This is a genomic window from Pseudonocardia sediminis, from assembly GCF_004217185.1.
Classification (GTDB): domain Bacteria; phylum Actinomycetota; class Actinomycetes; order Mycobacteriales; family Pseudonocardiaceae; genus Pseudonocardia; species Pseudonocardia sediminis.
Genome location: NZ_SHKL01000001.1, coordinates 3,820,839 through 3,838,240, shown reverse-complemented (window position 1 = coordinate 3,838,240; position 17,402 = coordinate 3,820,839). Strand labels below are relative to the sequence as shown.

17 protein-coding genes are annotated in these 17,402 nt (G+C 73.7%); 7 read left to right on the top strand and 10 right to left on the bottom strand.

Going from position 1 to position 17,402, the window contains the following annotated elements:
- Nucleotides 1-170 precede the first annotated feature (170 nt).
- Together EV383_RS17715 and EV383_RS17710 are read left to right on the top strand one after the other, a co-directional pair.
- Nucleotides 171-1,208 carry a GGDEF domain-containing protein gene (locus EV383_RS17715; protein WP_242623168.1) on the top strand — a complete coding sequence of 346 codons (1,038 nt, stop codon included), beginning with the start codon at nucleotides 171-173 and terminating at the stop codon, nucleotides 1,206-1,208.
- 45 nt (nucleotides 1,209-1,253) lie between these two features.
- Complete coding sequence (locus EV383_RS17710) at nucleotides 1,254-1,973, top strand: PIG-L deacetylase family protein (protein ID WP_423213652.1); 720 nt, start codon at nucleotides 1,254-1,256, stop codon at nucleotides 1,971-1,973.
- 55 nt (nucleotides 1,974-2,028) lie between these two features.
- On the opposite strand, the gene EV383_RS17705 is transcribed toward EV383_RS17710, so the two are convergent.
- The 6 genes from EV383_RS17705 to EV383_RS17680 all read right to left on the bottom strand — a co-directional run bounded on the left by EV383_RS17705 (nucleotide 2,029) and on the right by EV383_RS17680 (nucleotide 5,839).
- Nucleotides 2,029-2,211, bottom strand: a complete 183-nt coding sequence (locus EV383_RS17705) for a DUF4236 domain-containing protein (RefSeq protein ID WP_130290937.1) — start codon at nucleotides 2,209-2,211, stop codon at nucleotides 2,029-2,031.
- A gap of 76 nt (nucleotides 2,212-2,287) precedes the next feature.
- Nucleotides 2,288-2,707 carry a DUF1772 domain-containing protein gene (locus EV383_RS17700; protein ID WP_130290936.1) on the bottom strand — a complete coding sequence of 140 codons (420 nt, stop codon included), beginning with the start codon at nucleotides 2,705-2,707 and terminating at the stop codon, nucleotides 2,288-2,290.
- Between the two features lie 40 nt (nucleotides 2,708-2,747).
- Entirely contained in the window at nucleotides 2,748-3,371 is a 624-nt protein-coding gene (locus EV383_RS17695; RefSeq protein ID WP_130290935.1) for a DUF4190 domain-containing protein, read from the bottom strand.
- A gap of 152 nt (nucleotides 3,372-3,523) precedes the next feature.
- Nucleotides 3,524-4,180 carry a TetR family transcriptional regulator gene (locus tag EV383_RS17690; RefSeq protein WP_130290934.1) on the bottom strand — a complete coding sequence of 219 codons (657 nt, stop codon included), beginning with the start codon at nucleotides 4,178-4,180 and terminating at the stop codon, nucleotides 3,524-3,526.
- A 77-nt stretch (nucleotides 4,181-4,257) separates the two neighbouring features.
- Nucleotides 4,258-4,572 carry a hypothetical protein gene (locus EV383_RS17685; protein ID WP_130290933.1) on the bottom strand — a complete coding sequence of 105 codons (315 nt, stop codon included), beginning with the start codon at nucleotides 4,570-4,572 and terminating at the stop codon, nucleotides 4,258-4,260.
- 82 nt (nucleotides 4,573-4,654) lie between these two features.
- The gene (locus EV383_RS17680; RefSeq protein WP_242623167.1) at nucleotides 4,655-5,839 is read right to left on the bottom strand and encodes an FAD-dependent oxidoreductase; all 1,185 of its coding nucleotides are present in this window, start codon (nucleotides 5,837-5,839) and stop codon (nucleotides 4,655-4,657) included.
- 123 nt (nucleotides 5,840-5,962) lie between these two features.
- Here EV383_RS17680 and EV383_RS17675 point away from each other — a divergent pair, with 123 nt between their 5' ends.
- The 4 genes from EV383_RS17675 (at nucleotide 5,963) to EV383_RS17660 (ending at nucleotide 11,996) form a co-directional block, all read left to right on the top strand.
- Entirely contained in the window at nucleotides 5,963-6,856 is an 894-nt protein-coding gene (locus EV383_RS17675; protein WP_130290932.1) for a LysR substrate-binding domain-containing protein, read from the top strand.
- Nucleotides 6,857-6,932: 76 nt separating this feature from the next.
- Complete coding sequence (locus tag EV383_RS17670; protein WP_242623166.1) at nucleotides 6,933-7,601, top strand: maleylpyruvate isomerase N-terminal domain-containing protein; 669 nt, start codon at nucleotides 6,933-6,935, stop codon at nucleotides 7,599-7,601.
- A gap of 108 nt (nucleotides 7,602-7,709) precedes the next feature.
- Nucleotides 7,710-11,108 (top strand): proline dehydrogenase family protein, encoded by a 3,399-nt coding sequence (locus EV383_RS17665; RefSeq protein ID WP_242623165.1) that lies wholly within the window; start codon nucleotides 7,710-7,712, stop codon nucleotides 11,106-11,108.
- Nucleotides 11,109-11,147: 39 nt separating this feature from the next.
- On the top strand, nucleotides 11,148-11,996 hold the full coding sequence (locus EV383_RS17660; protein ID WP_130290930.1) for a CBS domain-containing protein: 849 nt from the start codon (nucleotides 11,148-11,150) through the stop codon (nucleotides 11,994-11,996).
- Here EV383_RS17660 and EV383_RS17655 read toward each other — a convergent pair.
- Together EV383_RS17655 and EV383_RS17650 are read right to left on the bottom strand one after the other, a co-directional pair.
- Nucleotides 11,993-13,663, bottom strand: coding sequence for a class I adenylate-forming enzyme family protein (locus tag EV383_RS17655; RefSeq protein ID WP_130290929.1), 1,671 nt, complete (start codon nucleotides 13,661-13,663; stop codon nucleotides 11,993-11,995). The genes EV383_RS17660 and EV383_RS17655 overlap by 4 nt on opposite strands.
- 130 nt (nucleotides 13,664-13,793) lie before the next feature.
- Nucleotides 13,794-14,189: a DUF1275 family protein gene (locus EV383_RS17650; protein WP_165438385.1), complete on the bottom strand. Its 396-nt coding sequence runs from the start codon at nucleotides 14,187-14,189 to the stop codon at nucleotides 13,794-13,796.
- A 101-nt stretch (nucleotides 14,190-14,290) separates the two neighbouring features.
- On the opposite strand from EV383_RS17650, the gene EV383_RS17645 reads away from it, so the two are divergent.
- Nucleotides 14,291-15,070: an SDR family NAD(P)-dependent oxidoreductase gene (locus EV383_RS17645; RefSeq protein WP_130290927.1), complete on the top strand. Its 780-nt coding sequence runs from the start codon at nucleotides 14,291-14,293 to the stop codon at nucleotides 15,068-15,070.
- A 70-nt stretch (nucleotides 15,071-15,140) separates the two neighbouring features.
- Here EV383_RS17645 and EV383_RS17640 read toward each other — a convergent pair whose 3' ends face one another.
- Entirely contained in the window at nucleotides 15,141-16,262 is a 1,122-nt protein-coding gene (locus tag EV383_RS17640) for an NDMA-dependent alcohol dehydrogenase (protein ID WP_130290926.1), read from the bottom strand.
- The gene (locus EV383_RS17635) at nucleotides 16,262-17,401 is read right to left on the bottom strand and encodes a CaiB/BaiF CoA transferase family protein (protein ID WP_207223567.1); all 1,140 of its coding nucleotides are present in this window, start codon (nucleotides 17,399-17,401) and stop codon (nucleotides 16,262-16,264) included. The genes EV383_RS17640 and EV383_RS17635 overlap by 1 nt, the downstream gene beginning before the upstream one ends.
- Between the last annotated feature and the right edge of the window lies 1 nt (nucleotide 17,402).

The window sequence follows — 17,402 nt, the reverse complement described above, 5'->3', positions numbered from 1 at the left end:
GCTACCGCCGCACGGGTCGAGGTCTCCGGCCGGTGTGGCGTGTCCCTCCCTCCTGTCGTCGACGGGTCCGCCCGCCGTGTCGCCACGGCACCGGTCGGCCTGCACACTTGCTGTTGCAGTTGCAGATGCAACACAGTGGAGCGGGAAGCGGGACCGGGCGGAGGTGGATCGTGGCGGGTGTCGTCGCCGGGTCCGGTGCCCCGACCAGGGTCGCCGGTCACCTGATGCCGGAGCGGGCCTTCGACACGGCGTGCGCGATGGTCGTCGACTACCTGGCCGAGATCGCGCCGATGGGCATGTGGGCGGTGACACGGATCGTCGACGGGCGGCAGGTGCTGCTCACCGTGCGGGGCGACGCGTACGGCATCGACGCCGGTGCCGAGTTCCCCTACGAGGACTCGCTGTGCCGCTGGATGGTCTCCGGCGAGGCGCCGAGGATCGCACCGGACGTCGCCGACGTACCGCGGTACGCCGTGGCCGCCGCCGAGGCTCCGGTCACCATCAACGCCTATGTCGGCACCCCGATCGTCGACCCGGACGGGCTGTTGTTCGGCACCGTGTGCGGGTTCGACCCGCACCCGCTCGCGCCCCGGGACCAGCCCGGGCAGGCGCTGCTCGACCTGCTCTCGAGCCTGCTCGCCGCGGTGCTGCAGTCCGACATCGCGGCCACGGCCGTCACCCGTGAGCTGGAACGCGCCCGGGCCGAGGCCGACCGGGACGTGCTGACCGGGCTGCTCAACCGCCGCGGATGGGACCGCTATCTCGAACGCGAGGAGGAGCGCTTCCGGCGCTTCGGCGACCAGGCGACGGTCGTCGTGCTGGACCTGGACCGGCTCAAGGTCGTCAACGACACCCTCGGCCACGACGCCGGGGACCGCCACATCCGCCGGGCCGCGAACGCGCTGGCCGGTGTCGTGCGGAGCAGTGACGTCCTGGCCCGGCTCGGTGGCGACGAGTTCGGCATCATCGCGGTCGGCGCGACCGAGGAGCAGGGCCTGCGTCTCGTGGAGCGCGCGTCCGGCGCCCTGGCGGCGGCCGGCGTCGAGGGGTCGTTCGGGCACGCGCCCTACAGCGTGGTCGCGGGGTTCCCGGGCGCGGTCCAGGCCGCGGACCGGGCCATGTACGAGGAGAAGCAGGCCCGCCGTGCGAACGCGGCCCGTGTCCGCGTGGGCGGCGCGCCCCGGCACCGCCGTCCGGACGGTCACTGATCTTCCGCCGTACCGTGTGTGCGGCGATGACCCGGTGATGCTGTGATGGGCGGCGTGACCGACATCGAGCGCGCACTGATCGTCGCCGCGCACCCCGACGACATCGACTTCTCCTCCGCCGGGACGATCGCGACCTGGACCGACGCCGGCGTCGCCGTGTCCTACTGCATCGTCACCGACGGCGACGCCGGGGGATTCGACGAGAACGTCCCGCGCTCGGAGATCCCGGGGATCCGGCAGGCCGAGCAGCGCAAGGCCGCGGCCGTGCTCGGCGTGACCGACATCGACTTCCTCGGCTACCCCGACGGCCGCCTCACCGTGTCCCTCGAGCTCCGCCGCGACATCTCGCGGGTGATCCGGCGGGTGCGCCCGGACCGGATCGTCGTGCCGTCGCCGTTCCGCGACCTGAAGAGCATGTACGGCAGCCACCCCGACCACATCGCCACCGGCGAGGCCGCGATGTGCGCGATCTACCCCGACGCCCGCAACCCCTACGCCCACCCCGAGCTGGCCGCGGAGGGCTTCGCCGCGCACGCGGTCCCCGAGACGTGGGTGAGCAGCGCGAACGACACCGCCGACCACTACGTCGACATCACCGACACGTTCGACCGCAAGGTCGCGGCCCTGCGCGAGCACGTGAGCCAGACCGAGCACATGACCGATCTCGCGGAGATGCTCGGCAAGTGGTCGGGATCGCAGGCGACGGCGGCCGGCTTCGAGCCGGGACGCCTCGCCGAGGGCTATCTGGTGCTCGACACCCGGTGAGGAGATGTCACGGCTCCGCCGGCCCTGCGCTCGGAACCGATACGCGCCTCCCTGCTCAGTCGGAGGTGTAGGAGTAGCCGCCGGGCAGGTCGACCGTCTTCTTCTTCGTACGGCTGTTCCAGCTGACGCCGAACAGCTTGACCGTCCACGACACGGTCTTGCCACGCTCGGAGCGGGAGACGTTGCGCCAGATCGGCAGCGGTCCCAGCTTGCGGCGGCCCCGGTAGTTCAGTCCCATGTGTCCTCCTCGACGGGATCGGTCACGTTGGACGGTCCGTACCCGATCCGGCCGTCGGCGACGCATCACATCGTGGTCACGCCGCCTGAGCTGCGACGACCAGTCCGGTCACCGATCCGGCCGTCCAGATCAGCGACCGGACGAGGTTGATCCGCAGCAGACGGCGCAGTGCACCCGGGTCGGCGGTGGGGTCGAGGTTGCCGTGGACGGTGACGGCGGCGCCCGTCGCGGCGATCGCGGCGACGACCAGGACGGCGTCGGCCCAGACCAGCAGGGAGCCCGGGGCGGCGATCACGAGGACCGCCGACGTCACGACCTGGGCGACCCACGGCGGGCCGACCACGATGCTGATCGCCCGGGAGTGCGCGGCGTGGTAGCGCTCCCAGGCGTCCCGGGGGACGAGTGCGAACGCCGGGTAGACGACGATCTGCACGACCCACGCCACCCCGGCCAGCAGCAGGGTGGCGGCGGCGTGGACGAACGCGATCGTGGTCACGACGACGATCGTGCGGCACGCCGCCGCCGAGCGCCCGGCGTCAGGAGCCGCCGAGCTGATCCTCGACCTGTTGCTGGTACTGCTGCTGGCACTGGAGAGTCCGGGCCTGGTCTCCGGCCGCCTCTTGGACACACTGCACCAGATCGCTGCCGCCACTGCTGGCGAAGAAGGTGGCGCCCACCGCCACGATCGCGATCGACGCGATCAGTCCGAGGAGGCCGGTGACGATGCCGGCAATCGCGACGCCCTTGTTGGTGGCGCGGCCCTTACCCACCCGGCGGACGCCGACGATGCCGAGAATCAGGGCCAGCAGGCCGAGAGGGATGCCGAAGACGACACCGATCACCGTGATCGCCGCGAGAATGGCGAGAATGCCCAGCACCAGAGCGGCGATGCCCAGCCCGTTCTTCGGCGCCACCGGTCCCGGCCCGTATCCGGCCGGTCCGGGATGGCCGCCGGGGTTCTGGCCGTAGCCCTGCTGACCCTGGGGGTAGCCCTGCTGGTTCGGGTAGCCCTGCTGGTTCGGGTAGCCCTGGTCGGCGCCGTATCCCGGCTGGTTCTGCGGATGACCCTGCTGACCCTGCGGATATCCCTGGTTCGGGTCGTAGCCCGGCTGGTTCGGCTGGGAGCCCGGGTACGGGGGCTCTCCGGACGGTGTACTCACCTGTGGTGTCCTTCCAGGGCATGTCCCCGAGGGGGCCGGACGATCTCGACCGGTGCGCGCATGATGTCGGGTTCGCGGGCGTCGCGTCCACCGCAACCACCGCCGGACGTGGCGTGTGGGGTGCGCAGCCGGACCGGTCCCCGGCCGCCGTCTCAGTCCTCGGTCGCCGGCCGGGCGGGCGGGGGTGGACGCCCGGAGCCGCGGGGACGGCGGGTCGCGGGCGGTGGCGGACGCAGGCGGCGGGCCAGATCGTCGTCGGCGCGCTGGGCGGCGGAGGCCGGTACCCGGGCGGCGATGCCGTCGACCAGGACGTCGAGGGCGAAGGTGAGCCGGACGTCGTCGACGGTCGTACGGCCCAAGCCGTGGTCTCGGACCATCCCGGTCACGGCGTGGACGACGAGCCGGGCCGCGGTGGCCGCACCGGTGCGGTCGAGTCCCGCCGTCGTCGCGGCACCGGCCAGGGACTCGATCAGGGAGTGCCACCGCGGGCCGTCGGGGTGGGCGACCTCGAGCAGGCGGGCGCCGTCGCGCCGGGAGAGCAGGGCGTCGTGCAGTCGGGTGGCGATCACCCGCAGGCGGTCCGGCCAGGCGGGCGGCAGCGGAGGTCGGTCGCACCCGGTGAGCAGGGCGTCGGCCATCAGGTCGAGCAGGGCGGGCTTGCCGGTGGCGTGCCAGTAGACGGTGTTGAGCTGGACACCCAGACGTGTCGCGACCCGGCGCATGGTGAGCGCGTCCAGGCCCGAGTCGTCGAGCTCGTCGAGGGCCGCCGCCACGATCCGGTCGGTGGTCATGCCTGCGCGCTGCGACACGTCGTCACCCCGTTCCTTGAACGAGGATCAAGACTACCCCACGGGAGCGTTGAACACCGTTCAACGCCGGCGCTGGATCAGAGCAGCGGCAGGACCAGCGCGGCGGCGACCAGGATCAGCACACCCATCGTGGCACCGAGCAGCGTCCAGAGCACGGCGAGGCGGGTGTCGCGTCCGACGACGACGGGGGCGGGGGAGAGGACCTGCTGCTCCGGCGGGGTCCCGACGATCGTCTCCGGCGCGACCGGCAGGCGCTGCGCGGGGACCGCAGGCGGGGCCGTCACGGTCGACGCGCGCTGCGCCGGGACGTGGACCGCGGGGGGCGCGGTGCGCTGCGCCGGGATGAGGGCGGAGAGCGACCCGGGGGAGTCGGGCAGGCGGGGCGTGGTCATCGGAGGAGCTCCACTGTTCGGCTGGTGGTGTCTCCTCGTCGCGACCCGGACACTGCCCGTTAGCCGTTGTCCACCGAGATCATCAGAACGAGGTATGCCCGCGCGCGGGGGCCGGGTCGGTGAGGGCGGGCCGGTCGAGGGCGAACCCGCCGATCGGATGGCGGGTGGTGCCGGTCATGGCCAGGTCGGCCAGGATCCGGCCCAGCAGCGAGGCCAGCTCGAACGCGTGCCCGGCACCGGCCACCACGCTCACCCGTGGGCAGCCGGGCACGGTGCCGAGGACGACGTCGCGGTCCGGAGCGACCGTGCAGAGACGGGTCCGCGTGGAGACCTCCGGCCCGGCGAAACCCGGGAGGTGTTCGGCCAGGAACTCCTCCTGACGCTTGAGGCGCAACGGGTCCGGTTCGTCGGTGTGGCCGTCCGCGGTGATCTCGGGGCCGCCCCCGAGCTGGCCGAGCTTCGTCGCGACCTCCCCGTGGACGGGGAATCCGCGAAAGCTGTCCGCTCCGTGCCAGGCGAACACCGGGAACCGGTCCGGCGAGAAGTCGATCAGGTGGGGCGTCGCGTAGTAGGTGACCTGTTCCTGGGTGACGGTCAGCGGCAGAGGTGGGCGCCCCACCTGCGCGAGCAGCCCGCTCAGGACGTCGTCGGTGCGGGCGTCCGCGGCGACGACGACGTGCTCGGCGCGGTAGACCTCGTCGTCGGTGACGACCTCGACGTGGCGGCCGGCGTCGTGCACCGCGCGGACCGGGGTGTTCTCCCGGATCCGCGCACCGTTGCCGCGGGCCAGCGCGACGTGGGTGGCGCCGGCCCGCCGGGCGTCGACGATGCCGGAGTCGCGCCGGTGGAGGGCCTGTTCGGAGCCGTGCAGCCGGAACTGCGGCCACCGTGCGGCGACGGCGTCGGCGTCGAGCCGCTCGGTCTCGATGCCGTGGCGGGCCGCCTCGTCGGCGTGGCGGTCAAGGTCGTGGGCGGTGGCGCCGGGTCGGGCGTCGGCGTCGGAGATCACGAGGCCGCCGGTCCCGGTGAGCAGCGACTGCCCGGACAGGCACTCGAGCTGGCGCCACGTCCTGCGGGCGGCGGGAGCGAGGGCGGGGTGGGCGTGGCCGACGGCGCGGCTGTGGTCCCGGCCGTGGTCGTGACCGAGCGTGTGCCGCTCGAGTCCGAGCACCGACGCGTACGGGGACGCGGCGCGGGAGAGCCAGTAGAGGGCGGCGGAACCGAGGCCGCCGCAGCCGACGACGACGAAGGCGTGGTCGGAGTTCACGCAGATCGCTCCCGGGTCCCGATGACGGAGTCGGCTCCAGCCTGGGCGCGCGTCCGTCGGTACGGGGTCGATCGGTGATCCGCGTGGGCGATACTCGGATAAGCCGGTCCTTATGATCGGGTGGTGGACGTCGAGCTGCGCCAGCTGCGGGTGTTCCTGACCGTGGCCTCCGAGCTGCACTTCAGCCGGGCGGCCGCCCTGCTGCACATCAGCCAGCCGGCCCTGAGCCAGCAGATCCGCACCCTGGAGAGGGCTCTGGGCACCCCGTTGTTCGACCGCACCAGCCGGGCGACCGAGCTGACCCCGGCCGGGCGGGTCCTGCTCGACGCCGCGCCGAGGGTGCTGTTCGAGGCCGAGCGGGCGCAGGCGCGGGTGTCCCAGGCCGCCGAGGGGGCGAGCGGCCTGCTGGTCGTCGGGTCCGTCGGCACGGCGCTGGCCTCGATCGCGCCCCGGATCCTGCGCACCGTCCGCGCCCGTTTCCCGGACCTGCAGCTGGAGGTCTCGCAGCACGACACCGGTGCCCAGATGATCGCCCTGGCCGAGGAACGCCTGGACGGCGGCCTCGTCCGCGAGGCGGTGCCGACGTCGACGGTGACGGTCGAGGAGCTGATCTCCGAACCGCTGCTGGCCGTCCTGCCCGGTGACCACCCGCTGGCCGCGCACGACACGGTCGACGCCGGCGACCTCGCCGGCGAGCCGTTCGTGCTCTGGCCGCGGCCGCTGGGGTCGGCGTTCTTCGACATCCTCACCGGCTACTGCCGCGAGCACGGGTTCTCGCCGCGGATCGTCGCCGAGGGGGCCGACATCGAGACCCAGCTCAGCCTCGTCGCCGCCGGGCTCGGGGTGTCGCTGCAGCCGTCCTACTACGCCAACCTGCGCCCGCCCGGGGTGGCGTTCCGCCCGCTGTCCGGCGACGTCCCGACGGTGGCGCTGCAGGTGGCGTGGCGGCGCCGGGACCGATCTCCGGCCGTCGGGCACTTCGTGGAGGCGGCGCGGGAGTGCGCGGCCGCGGGCTGACGTCGCGGGCGCGGCAGAGCCGGAGGGGCCGGGCTCCCCGTGCCGGGCCGGGCCTCGTCTGGTTGGCTCTGCGACCGTGGACGGAATCGAGCAGTGGACGGCGGCCCAGCAGCGCGTGATCGCCCTCGTGGGCGGACGCCCCGCGGAGGAGACCGAGGTCAGGGTTCCGGCGTGCCCGGACTGGACGGTGCGTGACCTGTTCTCGCACATGGTCGGGCTGGGCACCGACGTCGTCGCCGGCGACGAGCCGGACGACCACAACGAGACGTGGACGCAGAAGCAGGTCGCGGCGCGCGCCGACCACGACATCGCGACGCTGGTCGCGGAGTGGGAGGCGACCGCGGAGCCGCTGCGGGAGTGGATGCGGGCCAACGGGACCCGGCCGGTGGGTGACGTGACGATCCACGAGCAGGACCTGCGGGGGGCGCTGAACGAGCCGGGGGCGCAGGACACCCCGGCGCTGGCGGCGCTGCGCGAGACGTTTGTCGGGCGCGTCGAGAAGGAGCTCGGCGACCTCCCGCCGATCGCCCTGGTGGGCGAGTCCTGGCAGTGGGTGTCGTCGGGGTCGGTGGACGACGCCGCGGTCCTGGTCCGCGCATCGGACTTCGACCTGGCCCGCGCGGTGATGTCGCGACGGTCGGCGAACCAGCTGCGGACCTGGACCGAGCGCGGCGACGTCGAGCCCTACCTCGACGCGTTCGCCGTCCTGGGCGGCCTGCCGGACTCCGACCTCACCGAGTCCTAGGACGAGGCCCCGTGCGCGGATGTCACTGCCGGAGCAGCGATGTCCGCGCACGAGGGCGTTCACGCGAACGTTGCGCCGACGGGCCCCGGCAGGGCCACAATGAGGCGGGTGAGCGAGGAACCGCGCAGCACCTCCTCGGCGTCGGCCGGTACGCCCGCTGAGCCGCCCGGGATCGACGACGCACTGGTCGGACGGGCCGTCGCGCGCGTCGAACGCTGGATCCGCAGCACCGAGGCGGAGGGCGGCGGCGACGGTGGTCCCTCGGCCCGGCTCGCGGCACTGATGCACGACCCGGCCGGGGTCGACTTCACGATGGCGTTCGTGGACCGGGTCGCCCGTCCCACCGACGACCGGGTCGCGGCCCGCGAGCTGGCCCGCCTCGCCGGAGCCGGGTCGACGATCCCGCGGTTCGTCTCCGGCGCCGACCGGGCGCTCGTGCGGCTGGGTGCGGTGCTCGCCCCGCGGCTGCCGCACGTCGTCGTCCCGTTGGCCCGGCGGCGCCTGCGGGCGCTGGTCGGGCACCTGGTCGTCGACGCGGGCGGGCGCTCGCTGCGGCGGCGCCTGGCCGCCGCCCGCGGGGACGGGTTCCGGCTCAACCTCAACCTGCTCGGCGAGGCGGTCCTCGGCGACGGCGAGGCCGACCGCCGGCTGGAGCGCACGATCGCCCTGCTGCGCCGCGACGACGTCGACTACGTCTCGGTCAAGGCGTCGTCGGTGGCGAGCCAGCTCGTGCCGTGGGACCTCGAGGGCAGCCGGGACCGGCTCGTCGAACGCCTGACCCCGCTCTACCGGGCGGCGCGGGACTCGGGGACGTTCGTGAACCTGGACATGGAGGAGTACAAGGACCTCCACCTCACGGTCGCGCTGTTCACGACGCTGCTGTCGCGGCCGGAGTTCCGCGACCTCGAGGCGGGGATCGTGCTGCAGGCCTACCTGCCGGACGCGCTCGGTGCGCTGGAGCAGCTCGCCGCGTTCGCCGTGGCCCGGGTCGCGGACGGGGGTGCGCCGATCAAGGTGCGCCTGGTCAAGGGCGCGAACCTGGCGATGGAGCGGGTCGAGGCGGAGCTGCACGACTGGCCGCAGGCGCCGTACGCGACGAAGGAGGAGGTGGACGCGAACTACGTCCGGCTCCTCGACCGCGGGATCGGCGGCGATCTGACCGGCGCGCTGCGGCTCGGCGTGGCGAGCCACCACCTGCACCACGTGGCCCTGGCCCTGGAGCTGGCCGACGCCCGCGGCGCCGCCGGGCAGATCGACGCCGAGATGCTGCAGGGCATGGCGCCGGCCTGGGCACGGACCGTCGCCGCGGACGCGCCCGACCGGCTCGTGCTCTACACACCGGTCGTGCACCGCGGGGACTTCGACGCCGCCGTGTCGTACCTGGTCCGGCGGCTGGAGGAGAACGCCGCGCCGGAGAACTACCTGTTCGCGCTGTTCTCCGACGCCGGGCCGCACTCCTACCTCGACCGGTTCCACGCCTCGGTCCGGGACCGCGACGCCGTGCGCGCCACCGCCCGTCGTGAACAGGACCGGGGGACGGAGACACCACCGGCCCCGCTGCCGGGGTTCCGGAACGAGCCCGACACCGACCCGTCGCTGCCCGCGAACCGTGAGTGGGCCCGGCGCGCCGTCACCGCGACGCCGATGCCGGTCCGAAGCCCGGTGGTCGCCGAGCCGGCCGCCGTCGACGTCATCGTCCGGACGGCATCCCAGGCGGGATGGCACGCCACCCCGGCCCGCGAGCGCGCCCGGCTGCTGCGCGAGGCGGCCCGGGCTCTGGCCACGGCCCGGACCGAGCTGCTGACGGTGATGGTCGCGGAGGCGGGCAAGACCGTCGCCGAGGCCGACCCGGAGATCTCCGAGGCGATCGACTTCGCCACCTACTACGCCGACCGGGCCGACGAGCTCGGCGGCGTCGATGGAGAGGGCGCCCCGTTCACCCCGGACCGGGTCGTCGTTGTCACCCCGCCCTGGAACTTCCCGGTCGCGATCCCGCTCGGCGGCTGCCTGGCCGCGCTGGCCGCCGGGGCCGCCGTCGTGATCAAACCTGCGCCGCAGGCCCGGGCCTGTGCCGAGGTCGGCGTGGCCGCGCTGCACCGCGGCGGCATCCCGGCCGACGCGCTGCAGCTCGTGCACACCGACGAGGCCGACGCCGGACGGCGGCTCATCACCCATCCGGACGTCGACCACGTCGTGCTCACCGGAGCCACCGACACCGCGCGGCTGTTCCGGTCGTGGCGGGAGGACCTGCGCCTGGTCGCCGAGACGAGCGGGAAGAACGCACTGGTCATCACGCCCAGTGCCGACCCCGACCTGGCCGTCGCCGACCTCGTGCGGTCGGCGTTCGGGCACGCCGGGCAGAAGTGCTCGGCCGCCTCGCTGGGGATCCTGGTCGGGTCCGCGGCCACCGGTTCCGCGACCGGGCGACGGCTGCGGCGCCAGCTCGTCGACGCGGTGCGGACGCTGCGGGTCGGGTACGGCACCGACCTGTCGACGACGATGGGCCCGCTGATCGCCGAGCCCGAGGACAAGCTGCTGCGCGCGCTGACCACGCTGGAACGCGGCGAGCGGTGGCTGGTGAGGCCGGCGCGCAGGTCGGAGCGGGTGTGGACACCGGGCGTCCGCGCCCCGGTGCAGCCGGGCTCCTGGTTCCACCGCACCGAGTGCTTCGGCCCGGTGCTCGGCCTGATGTACGCCCGCGACCTCGACGAGGCGATCGCCTGGCAGAACGCCACCGGCTACGGCCTGACCGGCGGCATCCACTCCCTCGACCCGGACGAGATCGCGCACTGGTGCGACCGCGTCGAGGTCGGCAACGCCTACGTCAACCGGCACATCACCGGCGCCATCGTGCGGCGCCAGTCGTTCGGCGGGTGGAAGGGCTCGGTCATCGGGCCGGGGGCGAAGCCGGGCGGGCCGAACTACGTCGCCCAGTTCGGGACCTGGCACGACGGCCACGCCCCGCTTCCGGACGCGCCGACCGGCCCCGTGGTGGACGCGGTGCTCGCGGCCGCCGCGGACCGTGTGCCGGACACGGACCGGCAACGGCTGCGCGTCGCGGCCGGGAGCGACGCGGCGGCCTGGCGCGACGAGTTCTCCCTCGAACACGACCCGACCGGCCTGCGCGCGGAGACGAACGTGTTCCGCTACCGGCCGCTGCCGCGTCTCACCGTGGTCGCCGGGCCGGACGCGCCGACCGTGGACGTGTTCCGGGTGGTCCTGGCGGCGGCGTGCGCGGGGGTGCCGGTCGACCTGCACGGCGCGCCGGCGCTCGACGGACTGCCGGGCGTCACCGTGCACGGCGGCGTGCCGGACCCCGAGCCGGGCGGACGGATACGGGTCGTCGGCACCGTCCCCGGCGGGCTGCGTGCGGCCTGCGTCGACGCCGGGACGTCGCTGCTCGACGCCCCGGTCCTCACCGACGGGCGCCGGGAGATGCTTACCGTCCTGCGGGAGCAGGCGATCAGCCGGACCCGGCACCGCTTCGGCCATATCGAGGATCACTAGGCGGTCCTGCCCGGCCGTCCTCCGGGATACGGTCGGACCATGGTTCTGCGGGCCCGCGAGATCATGACCGAACGCGTCGTCACGGTCTGGGAGGACGCACCCCTGGCGCGGGCCGAGCAGCGGATGGCGGAGTTCCGCTACAGCGCCCTGCCCGTCGTCGACCGGGCGTTCCGGCTGGTCGGCATCGTGAGCCTGGTCGACCTGCTGCGCCACCGCGACGACCCGGACGCCGTCACCGTCGCCGACGTCATGACCCGCGACGTGCTCTACATGTCGCCGACCGCGAACGTGGCGATCCTCGGGCACCGCCTGCGCGCCTACGGCGAGCTGCGGGTGATGCCGATCGTCGACCGTGGGGTGCTGGTCGGGGTGGTGACCCGCAGCGACCTGCTCCGCCGGCGGACGGCCGGGAGCCGGGTCCTGCGTGCGGCCCGTCGCGCGGTCGGGGCCGACCGGACGATCGACATGCCCGCCGCCGCACCGCGCGGCGCCGGCCGGATCGGCGACCGGGACATCGCGACCCTGACGGTGTCCGACGTGATGACCGCCGACGGCCTGGTCACGGTGAACCCGCAGACCCCGGTCGACGAGGCCGCCGAGGTCATCCTGGCGTTCCGGTTCACCGCGGTGCCGGTCGTCGACATCGACGACCGGCTCGTCGGCATCCTCAGCGAGGCCGACCTGATGAGCGGCCCGCTGCACGGCGGCCGGCGCACCCGGGCCCGCTCGGTCGGCGAGGCGATGACCCGCGACGTCGAGGCCCTCGGCCCGGACGAGCCGCTCACCCGGGCCCGTTCGCTGCTGTCCGGGCGCGGGTTCCGGGTGGTGCCCGTCGTCGACGACGACGACCTGCTGGTCGGCGTGATCAGCCGCAGCGACCTGCTCTAGCCTTCCTGGTCCGAGTACAGGGCTGCGAGCTCGGCCCGGAGCCGGTACTTGAGGACCTTCCCCCCGACCGTCTCCGGCAGCGACCCGACGAACACGATCTTCTTGGGCGCCTCGAAGCCGGCCAGGTGCTCGCGGGCGTGCGCGATCAGACCGGCCTCGTCCGCGGCCTGCCCCGGCGCGAGCATGACCACCGCGGTGACGGCCTCGCCCCAGCGCTCGTGCGGCAGGCCGACCACCGCCGCCCGCGCGACCGCCGGATGGGCCTGCAGCACCGACTCGACCCGCAGCGTCGAGACGTTCTCCCCGCCGGACTTCACGATGTCCTTGACCCGGTCCTGCATGATCCGCAGTCCGTCGGCGTCGTAGGTGCAGACGTCACCGGAGTGGAACCAGCCGTCGCGGAACGCGGTCTCGGTGGCCTCCCGGTCCCGGTAGTAGCCGGCCGTCACGGCGGGGGAGCGGTAGACGGCCTCGCCCGGCTCGCCGGGACGGTCGCGCAGGTCGTCGCCGTTCTCGTCGACGACGGCCGAGGCCAGCAGCGGCGAGGGCAGCCCGACGTAGTTCGTCATCGGAGCGCCGCGGTGGTACTTCACCGGGTGCTCCTCGAGGTGGAAGCGGTGGCACGCGATCGACTCGGTCTGCCCGAAGATCTCGAACAGGTGCACGTCCGGGTCGCAGAGGTCGTGCAGCAGCGTGGCCAGGCCGGGCGCGATGTTGGCCCAGCCGAAGACGATCGCGGTGACGGTGCGGGCGCTGTAGGCGATCGGGTCGTCGCGCAGGGTCTCGGCGAACGCGCGCAGCATCTGCGGGGAGCCGCCGTAGTGCGCGGTGGCCCGTTCCCGGGTGACGGCCTCGGCGGCCTGCCGGGCGTCCGGGCGCCGGCCGAGGATCAGCGTGCCGCCGGTGAGGAACGCCGGGAACGTGAAGATGTGGTCGGTGACGTGGTAGATCGTCGGCAGGAAGCAGGACAGCCGCAGGTCGCTCTCGGACGCCAGGCCGCGCGTCAGGGAGAGCGCGAAGCTGTAGGCGGCGAAGTGGGCGTAGGTGTGGGAGAGCATCACGCCCTTGGGCATCGCCGTGGTGCCCGAGGTGAACAGGATCTCCCAGATGTCGTCGCCGTGGACGGTCACGTCCGGCTCGGTGGCCGGGTACCGGGCCAGGAACTCGGAGAACACGACGCTGCCGCCGACCGCGCCCCCGCCGATCGGGATCGTGACGTCGACGGCGATCCCGGCCTCGCGCAGCGGCGCCGCAACCCGGGGCTCCAGCTCGGCGTCGAGCACCGCGAAGCGCGGTGAGCACCGTTCGATCAGGTGCGCGACGACGTCCGGCGCGAGCTGCGGGTTCACCGGCAGGCAGACCATGCCCGCCTTGGCGACCCCGATCTTGGCGACGTAGGCCTCGACCGAGTTCTCGCACACCAGCAGCACCCGGTCGCCGCGGCCCAGGCCGTGAGCGATCAGGCCCTGGGCGAACCGGTTCGCGGCCTCGTCGGCCTGCCGGTAGGTCAGCCGGGCGAACGCCGGGTCGGCGAACGCGCCGTCCATCCCGACGATCGCCTCACGGTCCGGGCGGCTCCAGGTGTTGCGCTCGAACACGTCCCCGATGCAGACCCGGTCCCACCGGTTGTCCGCGCGGCGGTCGAACAGGTTGTCGACGTCGATCATCGTTCCTCCGTGCGTCGTTGCCGGAGACCGTGCACGGCGGTGTGCCGGGTCCGGTTCGGACACTACGGCGACTCGACGGGATCGTGTGCCGATCTTCCGGGAACGCGGACCGGCCCGGCGCGACGCCGGCTCAGGCGGTGGGCCCTCCGCCTGCCTCCTCCTCGACGGGACGGGCGAACTGCGGGTCGCCCTGCACGAGCCCGCCGTGGTTGGCCATCGTCACCCGCACCATCAGCACGATCACCAGGGCGACCATCGCCACCGGGATCAGGTAGGTGAAGTCCGGCGCGCGGAGCTGCACGAACGCCCCCGCCGCCGCGGCCACCGCGACCGTGGCGATCCGCAGGGCCGAGTTGCCGTCCCAGTCGAGGCCGAGCAGGATCAGGTTGCCGGTCATGGTCGAGGCGAAGACCTCGTTGAACGCGAAGAACGTCACGGCGTCCAGCGAGCCGGCCGCGGCCGTCAGTGCGACGGTCACGGCGCCGAGGGTCCGTGGCGCCTTCTCGGGATGATCGAATCCGGTCACGATGATCATGATGCGGTCGCCTGGGCGGGGTCGCCGGACAGACCGGCCGGGCTCACACGTCGGGCCGTGCGGCCGGCCCGTCGACCGGTCACCCTGATCCCATGCTGATGGAGGACAGGGTCGCGGTGGTCGTCGGGTCCGGCGCGGGGATCGGGCGGGAGATCGCGCTGCGGATGGGCACCGAGGGCGCCGACGTGGTGCTGGCCGGACGTTCGACCGCGGAGATGCAGGAGGTCGCCGGCCTCCTGCGGGCCGTCGGTCGTCGTGCGCTGGTGGTGCCGGTGGACCTGACGGAACCGTCGTCGGTCACCGCGGCGGCGGAGCGGGCGACGGCCGAGTTCGGGCGGGTGGACGCGCTCGTTGTCAACAGTGGCGTCGCCGGGCCGACGAAGCCGCTGATCGAGGTGGGCCTCGACGAGTGGGACGAGACGTTCGCCGTCAACGTCACCGGCACGTTCCTGTGCGCGAAGGCCTTCCTGCCCGCCATGCTGGAGGCCGGGTCCGGGTCGGTCGTGGTGATCGGCTCGATGACCGGCAAGCGGCCGCTGCTGCACCGCAGCCCGTACGCGGCGTCGAAGATGGCGCTGGTCGGGCTCGTCCGCACCCTGGCCGCGGAGGTCGGGCCGTCCGGTGTGCGGGTCAACCTGGTCTCGCCCGGCGGGGTCGAGGGGCCACGTCTGGACCGGGTGATCGCCGGTCAGGCGCAGGCTCAGGGCATCAGTGAGGAGCAGGCCCGCGCGCAGTTCGCCGAGGGCTCGCCGCTGCGGCGGCTGGTCACGGCGGGGGACGTGGCGGACACGACCGTCTTCCTGTCGTCCTCGCGCGCCACCGCGATCACCGGGCAGGACGTCAACGTGACGGCCGGGTCGGTCATGTACTGACCGCGCCGCAGCACACCGGCGGACCTGACGTTCGGTGCCGCCACACAGGAGCCCCACGGATGGGACGCGATCAGTCGTCGTAGACGATCAGGCCGCGGATGTTGGTGGCCGCGCGCAGGTCGTCGAAACCCTGGTTGATCTCGGAGAGCCGGTAGCGGGTGGTGATCAGCCCGTCGAGGGTGAGCTTGTCGGCGCGGTAGAGGTCGAGCAGCTCCGGGATGGCGGCGCGCGGGCTGCGCGAGCCGTAGAGAGTGCCGCGGACCTGCTTCTCGTAGAGCGTGAGGTCGAGCAGGCTCAGGTCGGCGCGACGCTGGTCCGGCGGGGCGACGGCGACGACGGCCGCGCGCCCGTTCTTGCCGAGCAGCTCCATGGTCGGGCCCAGGTACTCGCCGTGCGCCAGGTCGGTGGTCAGGATCGCGGCGTTCGCCATCCGCCCCCAGCTGATCTCCTCGATCAGCGCGCGTGCCTTCTCGGAGTCGCTGACGACGTGCGTGGCGCCGAGGGAGAGAGCGGTGGCGTGCTTGGCCTCGACCGGCTCGATCGCGACGATGATCCGGGCCCCGGCGATCCGTGCGCCCTGGATCGCGGCCGCGCCCAGCCCGCCGACGCCGACGACCGCGACGACGTCCCCGGCACGGACCTCCGCGCCGTGCAGCGCGGCGCCGACCCCGGCCGTCACCCCGCACCCGACCAGGGCGGCCGGCACCAGCGGGATGTCTCCCTCGATCTTGAGCACCTGCGACTCGTGCACGACGGTGTGCCGGGCGAACGTGCCGAGCAGGGACATCGTGGTGATCCCGACGCCGTCGGCCTCGCTGGAGAACCGCAGCGAGTCGTCGGCGAGGGCCCGTCCCTCGCGCCGGGCGGCCCCGCGCTCGCAGAGGTTCTGCCGGCCCTGCGCGCACGGGCGGCAGCGCCCGCACGACGGGATGTAGATCAGCACCACCGGATCGCCCGGCGCGACGTCGGTGACGCCCGGCCCGACCGCCTCGACGACACCGGCCCCCTCGTGCCCGCCGATCGCCGGCAGCGGCTGGGGGAGACCGCCGGTGACCAGGTGGTCGTCGGTGTGGCAGATGCCGGACGCGGCGAGCCTCACCCGGACCTCGCCGGTCACCGGCTCGCCGAGCTCGACCTCACGGACGTCCCACGCCCCGCCGGTCTCCCAGAGGACGGCGGCCTCGGTACGCATCAGGGTTCCTCCCGTATCAGCTCGGCCAGGATCTCGTCGGTGTGCTCGCCGGGCCCGGGCGGGCGCCGCAGGGCGATCTCCGGCGGCAGGAACGGCAGCCGCATCAGCTGCAGGTCCTCGGCTCCCTCGGCGTCGACCAGCAGACGCCTCTCCTGCGCGACCGGCTGGGCCAGGGCGACGTCGAGCGGGTTCACCGCGGACACCGGCACCTCGGCCGCGGCGAGCCGTCGTTCGGCCTCGGCACGGTCCAGCTCCAGCGTCCGGGCCTCGAGCAGTGCGTGCAGGGCGTCCCGGTTCGCGACGCGGTCGGCGACGGTCCCGAACCGGACGTCGGCCGGCAGCCCGGGGACGCCCAGGGCGGCGCACATCCGGGCGAAGATGCCCTCGTTGCCGGCGGCGACCATGATCTCGCCGTCGCGCGTCGCGAACGTCTCGTAGGGGGCCGCCATCGGGGTCACGGCTCCGGTCTTCGCCGGGGGTCTCCCGGTGGCCAGGGTGTTCATCACCTGGTGGCACATGAGCTGGAAACCGGCGTCGACCAGGGCGGTCTCGACCCGGTCACCCCGACCGGTCTCCTCGCGGCGGGCGAGCGCGGCCATGATCGCGGTCGCGGCCCACATGCCGGTGGTGATGTCGATCAGCGACGCGGGGACGCGCGCGGACGGCCCGCCGGGGTGGCCGGTGGCGTCCATGATCCCGCAGAACGCCTGCAGCACCGGGTCGTAGCCGGGCAGGTCGTGCCCGAGCGGGCCGGAGCCCCACGCCGAGACCGAGCAGTAGACCAGTCGTGGGTTGCGCGCCGAGACCGTCTCCCAGGACAGCCCGAGCCGGTCGAGCTTGCCCGGGCGGAAGCCCTCGACCAGGACGTCGGCGCCGTCGACGAGCCGCAGCGCGGTCTCGCGGCCTTCGTCGGTCGTCAGGTCCAGGGCGATGCTGCGCTTGTTGCGGTTGAACGCGCTGAAGACCGTGGAGACGCCGTCGCGGAACGGCGGCAGGCGTCGCCCGTCCTCACCGCCCAGGCGTTCGACCTTGACGACGTCCGCGCCGAGGTCGGCCAGGATCATCGTGGCCATCGGCCCGGCGATCACCGCCGAGAAGTCCAGGACCCGCAGCCCGGCGTAGGTCGTTCCCTCGTGCACG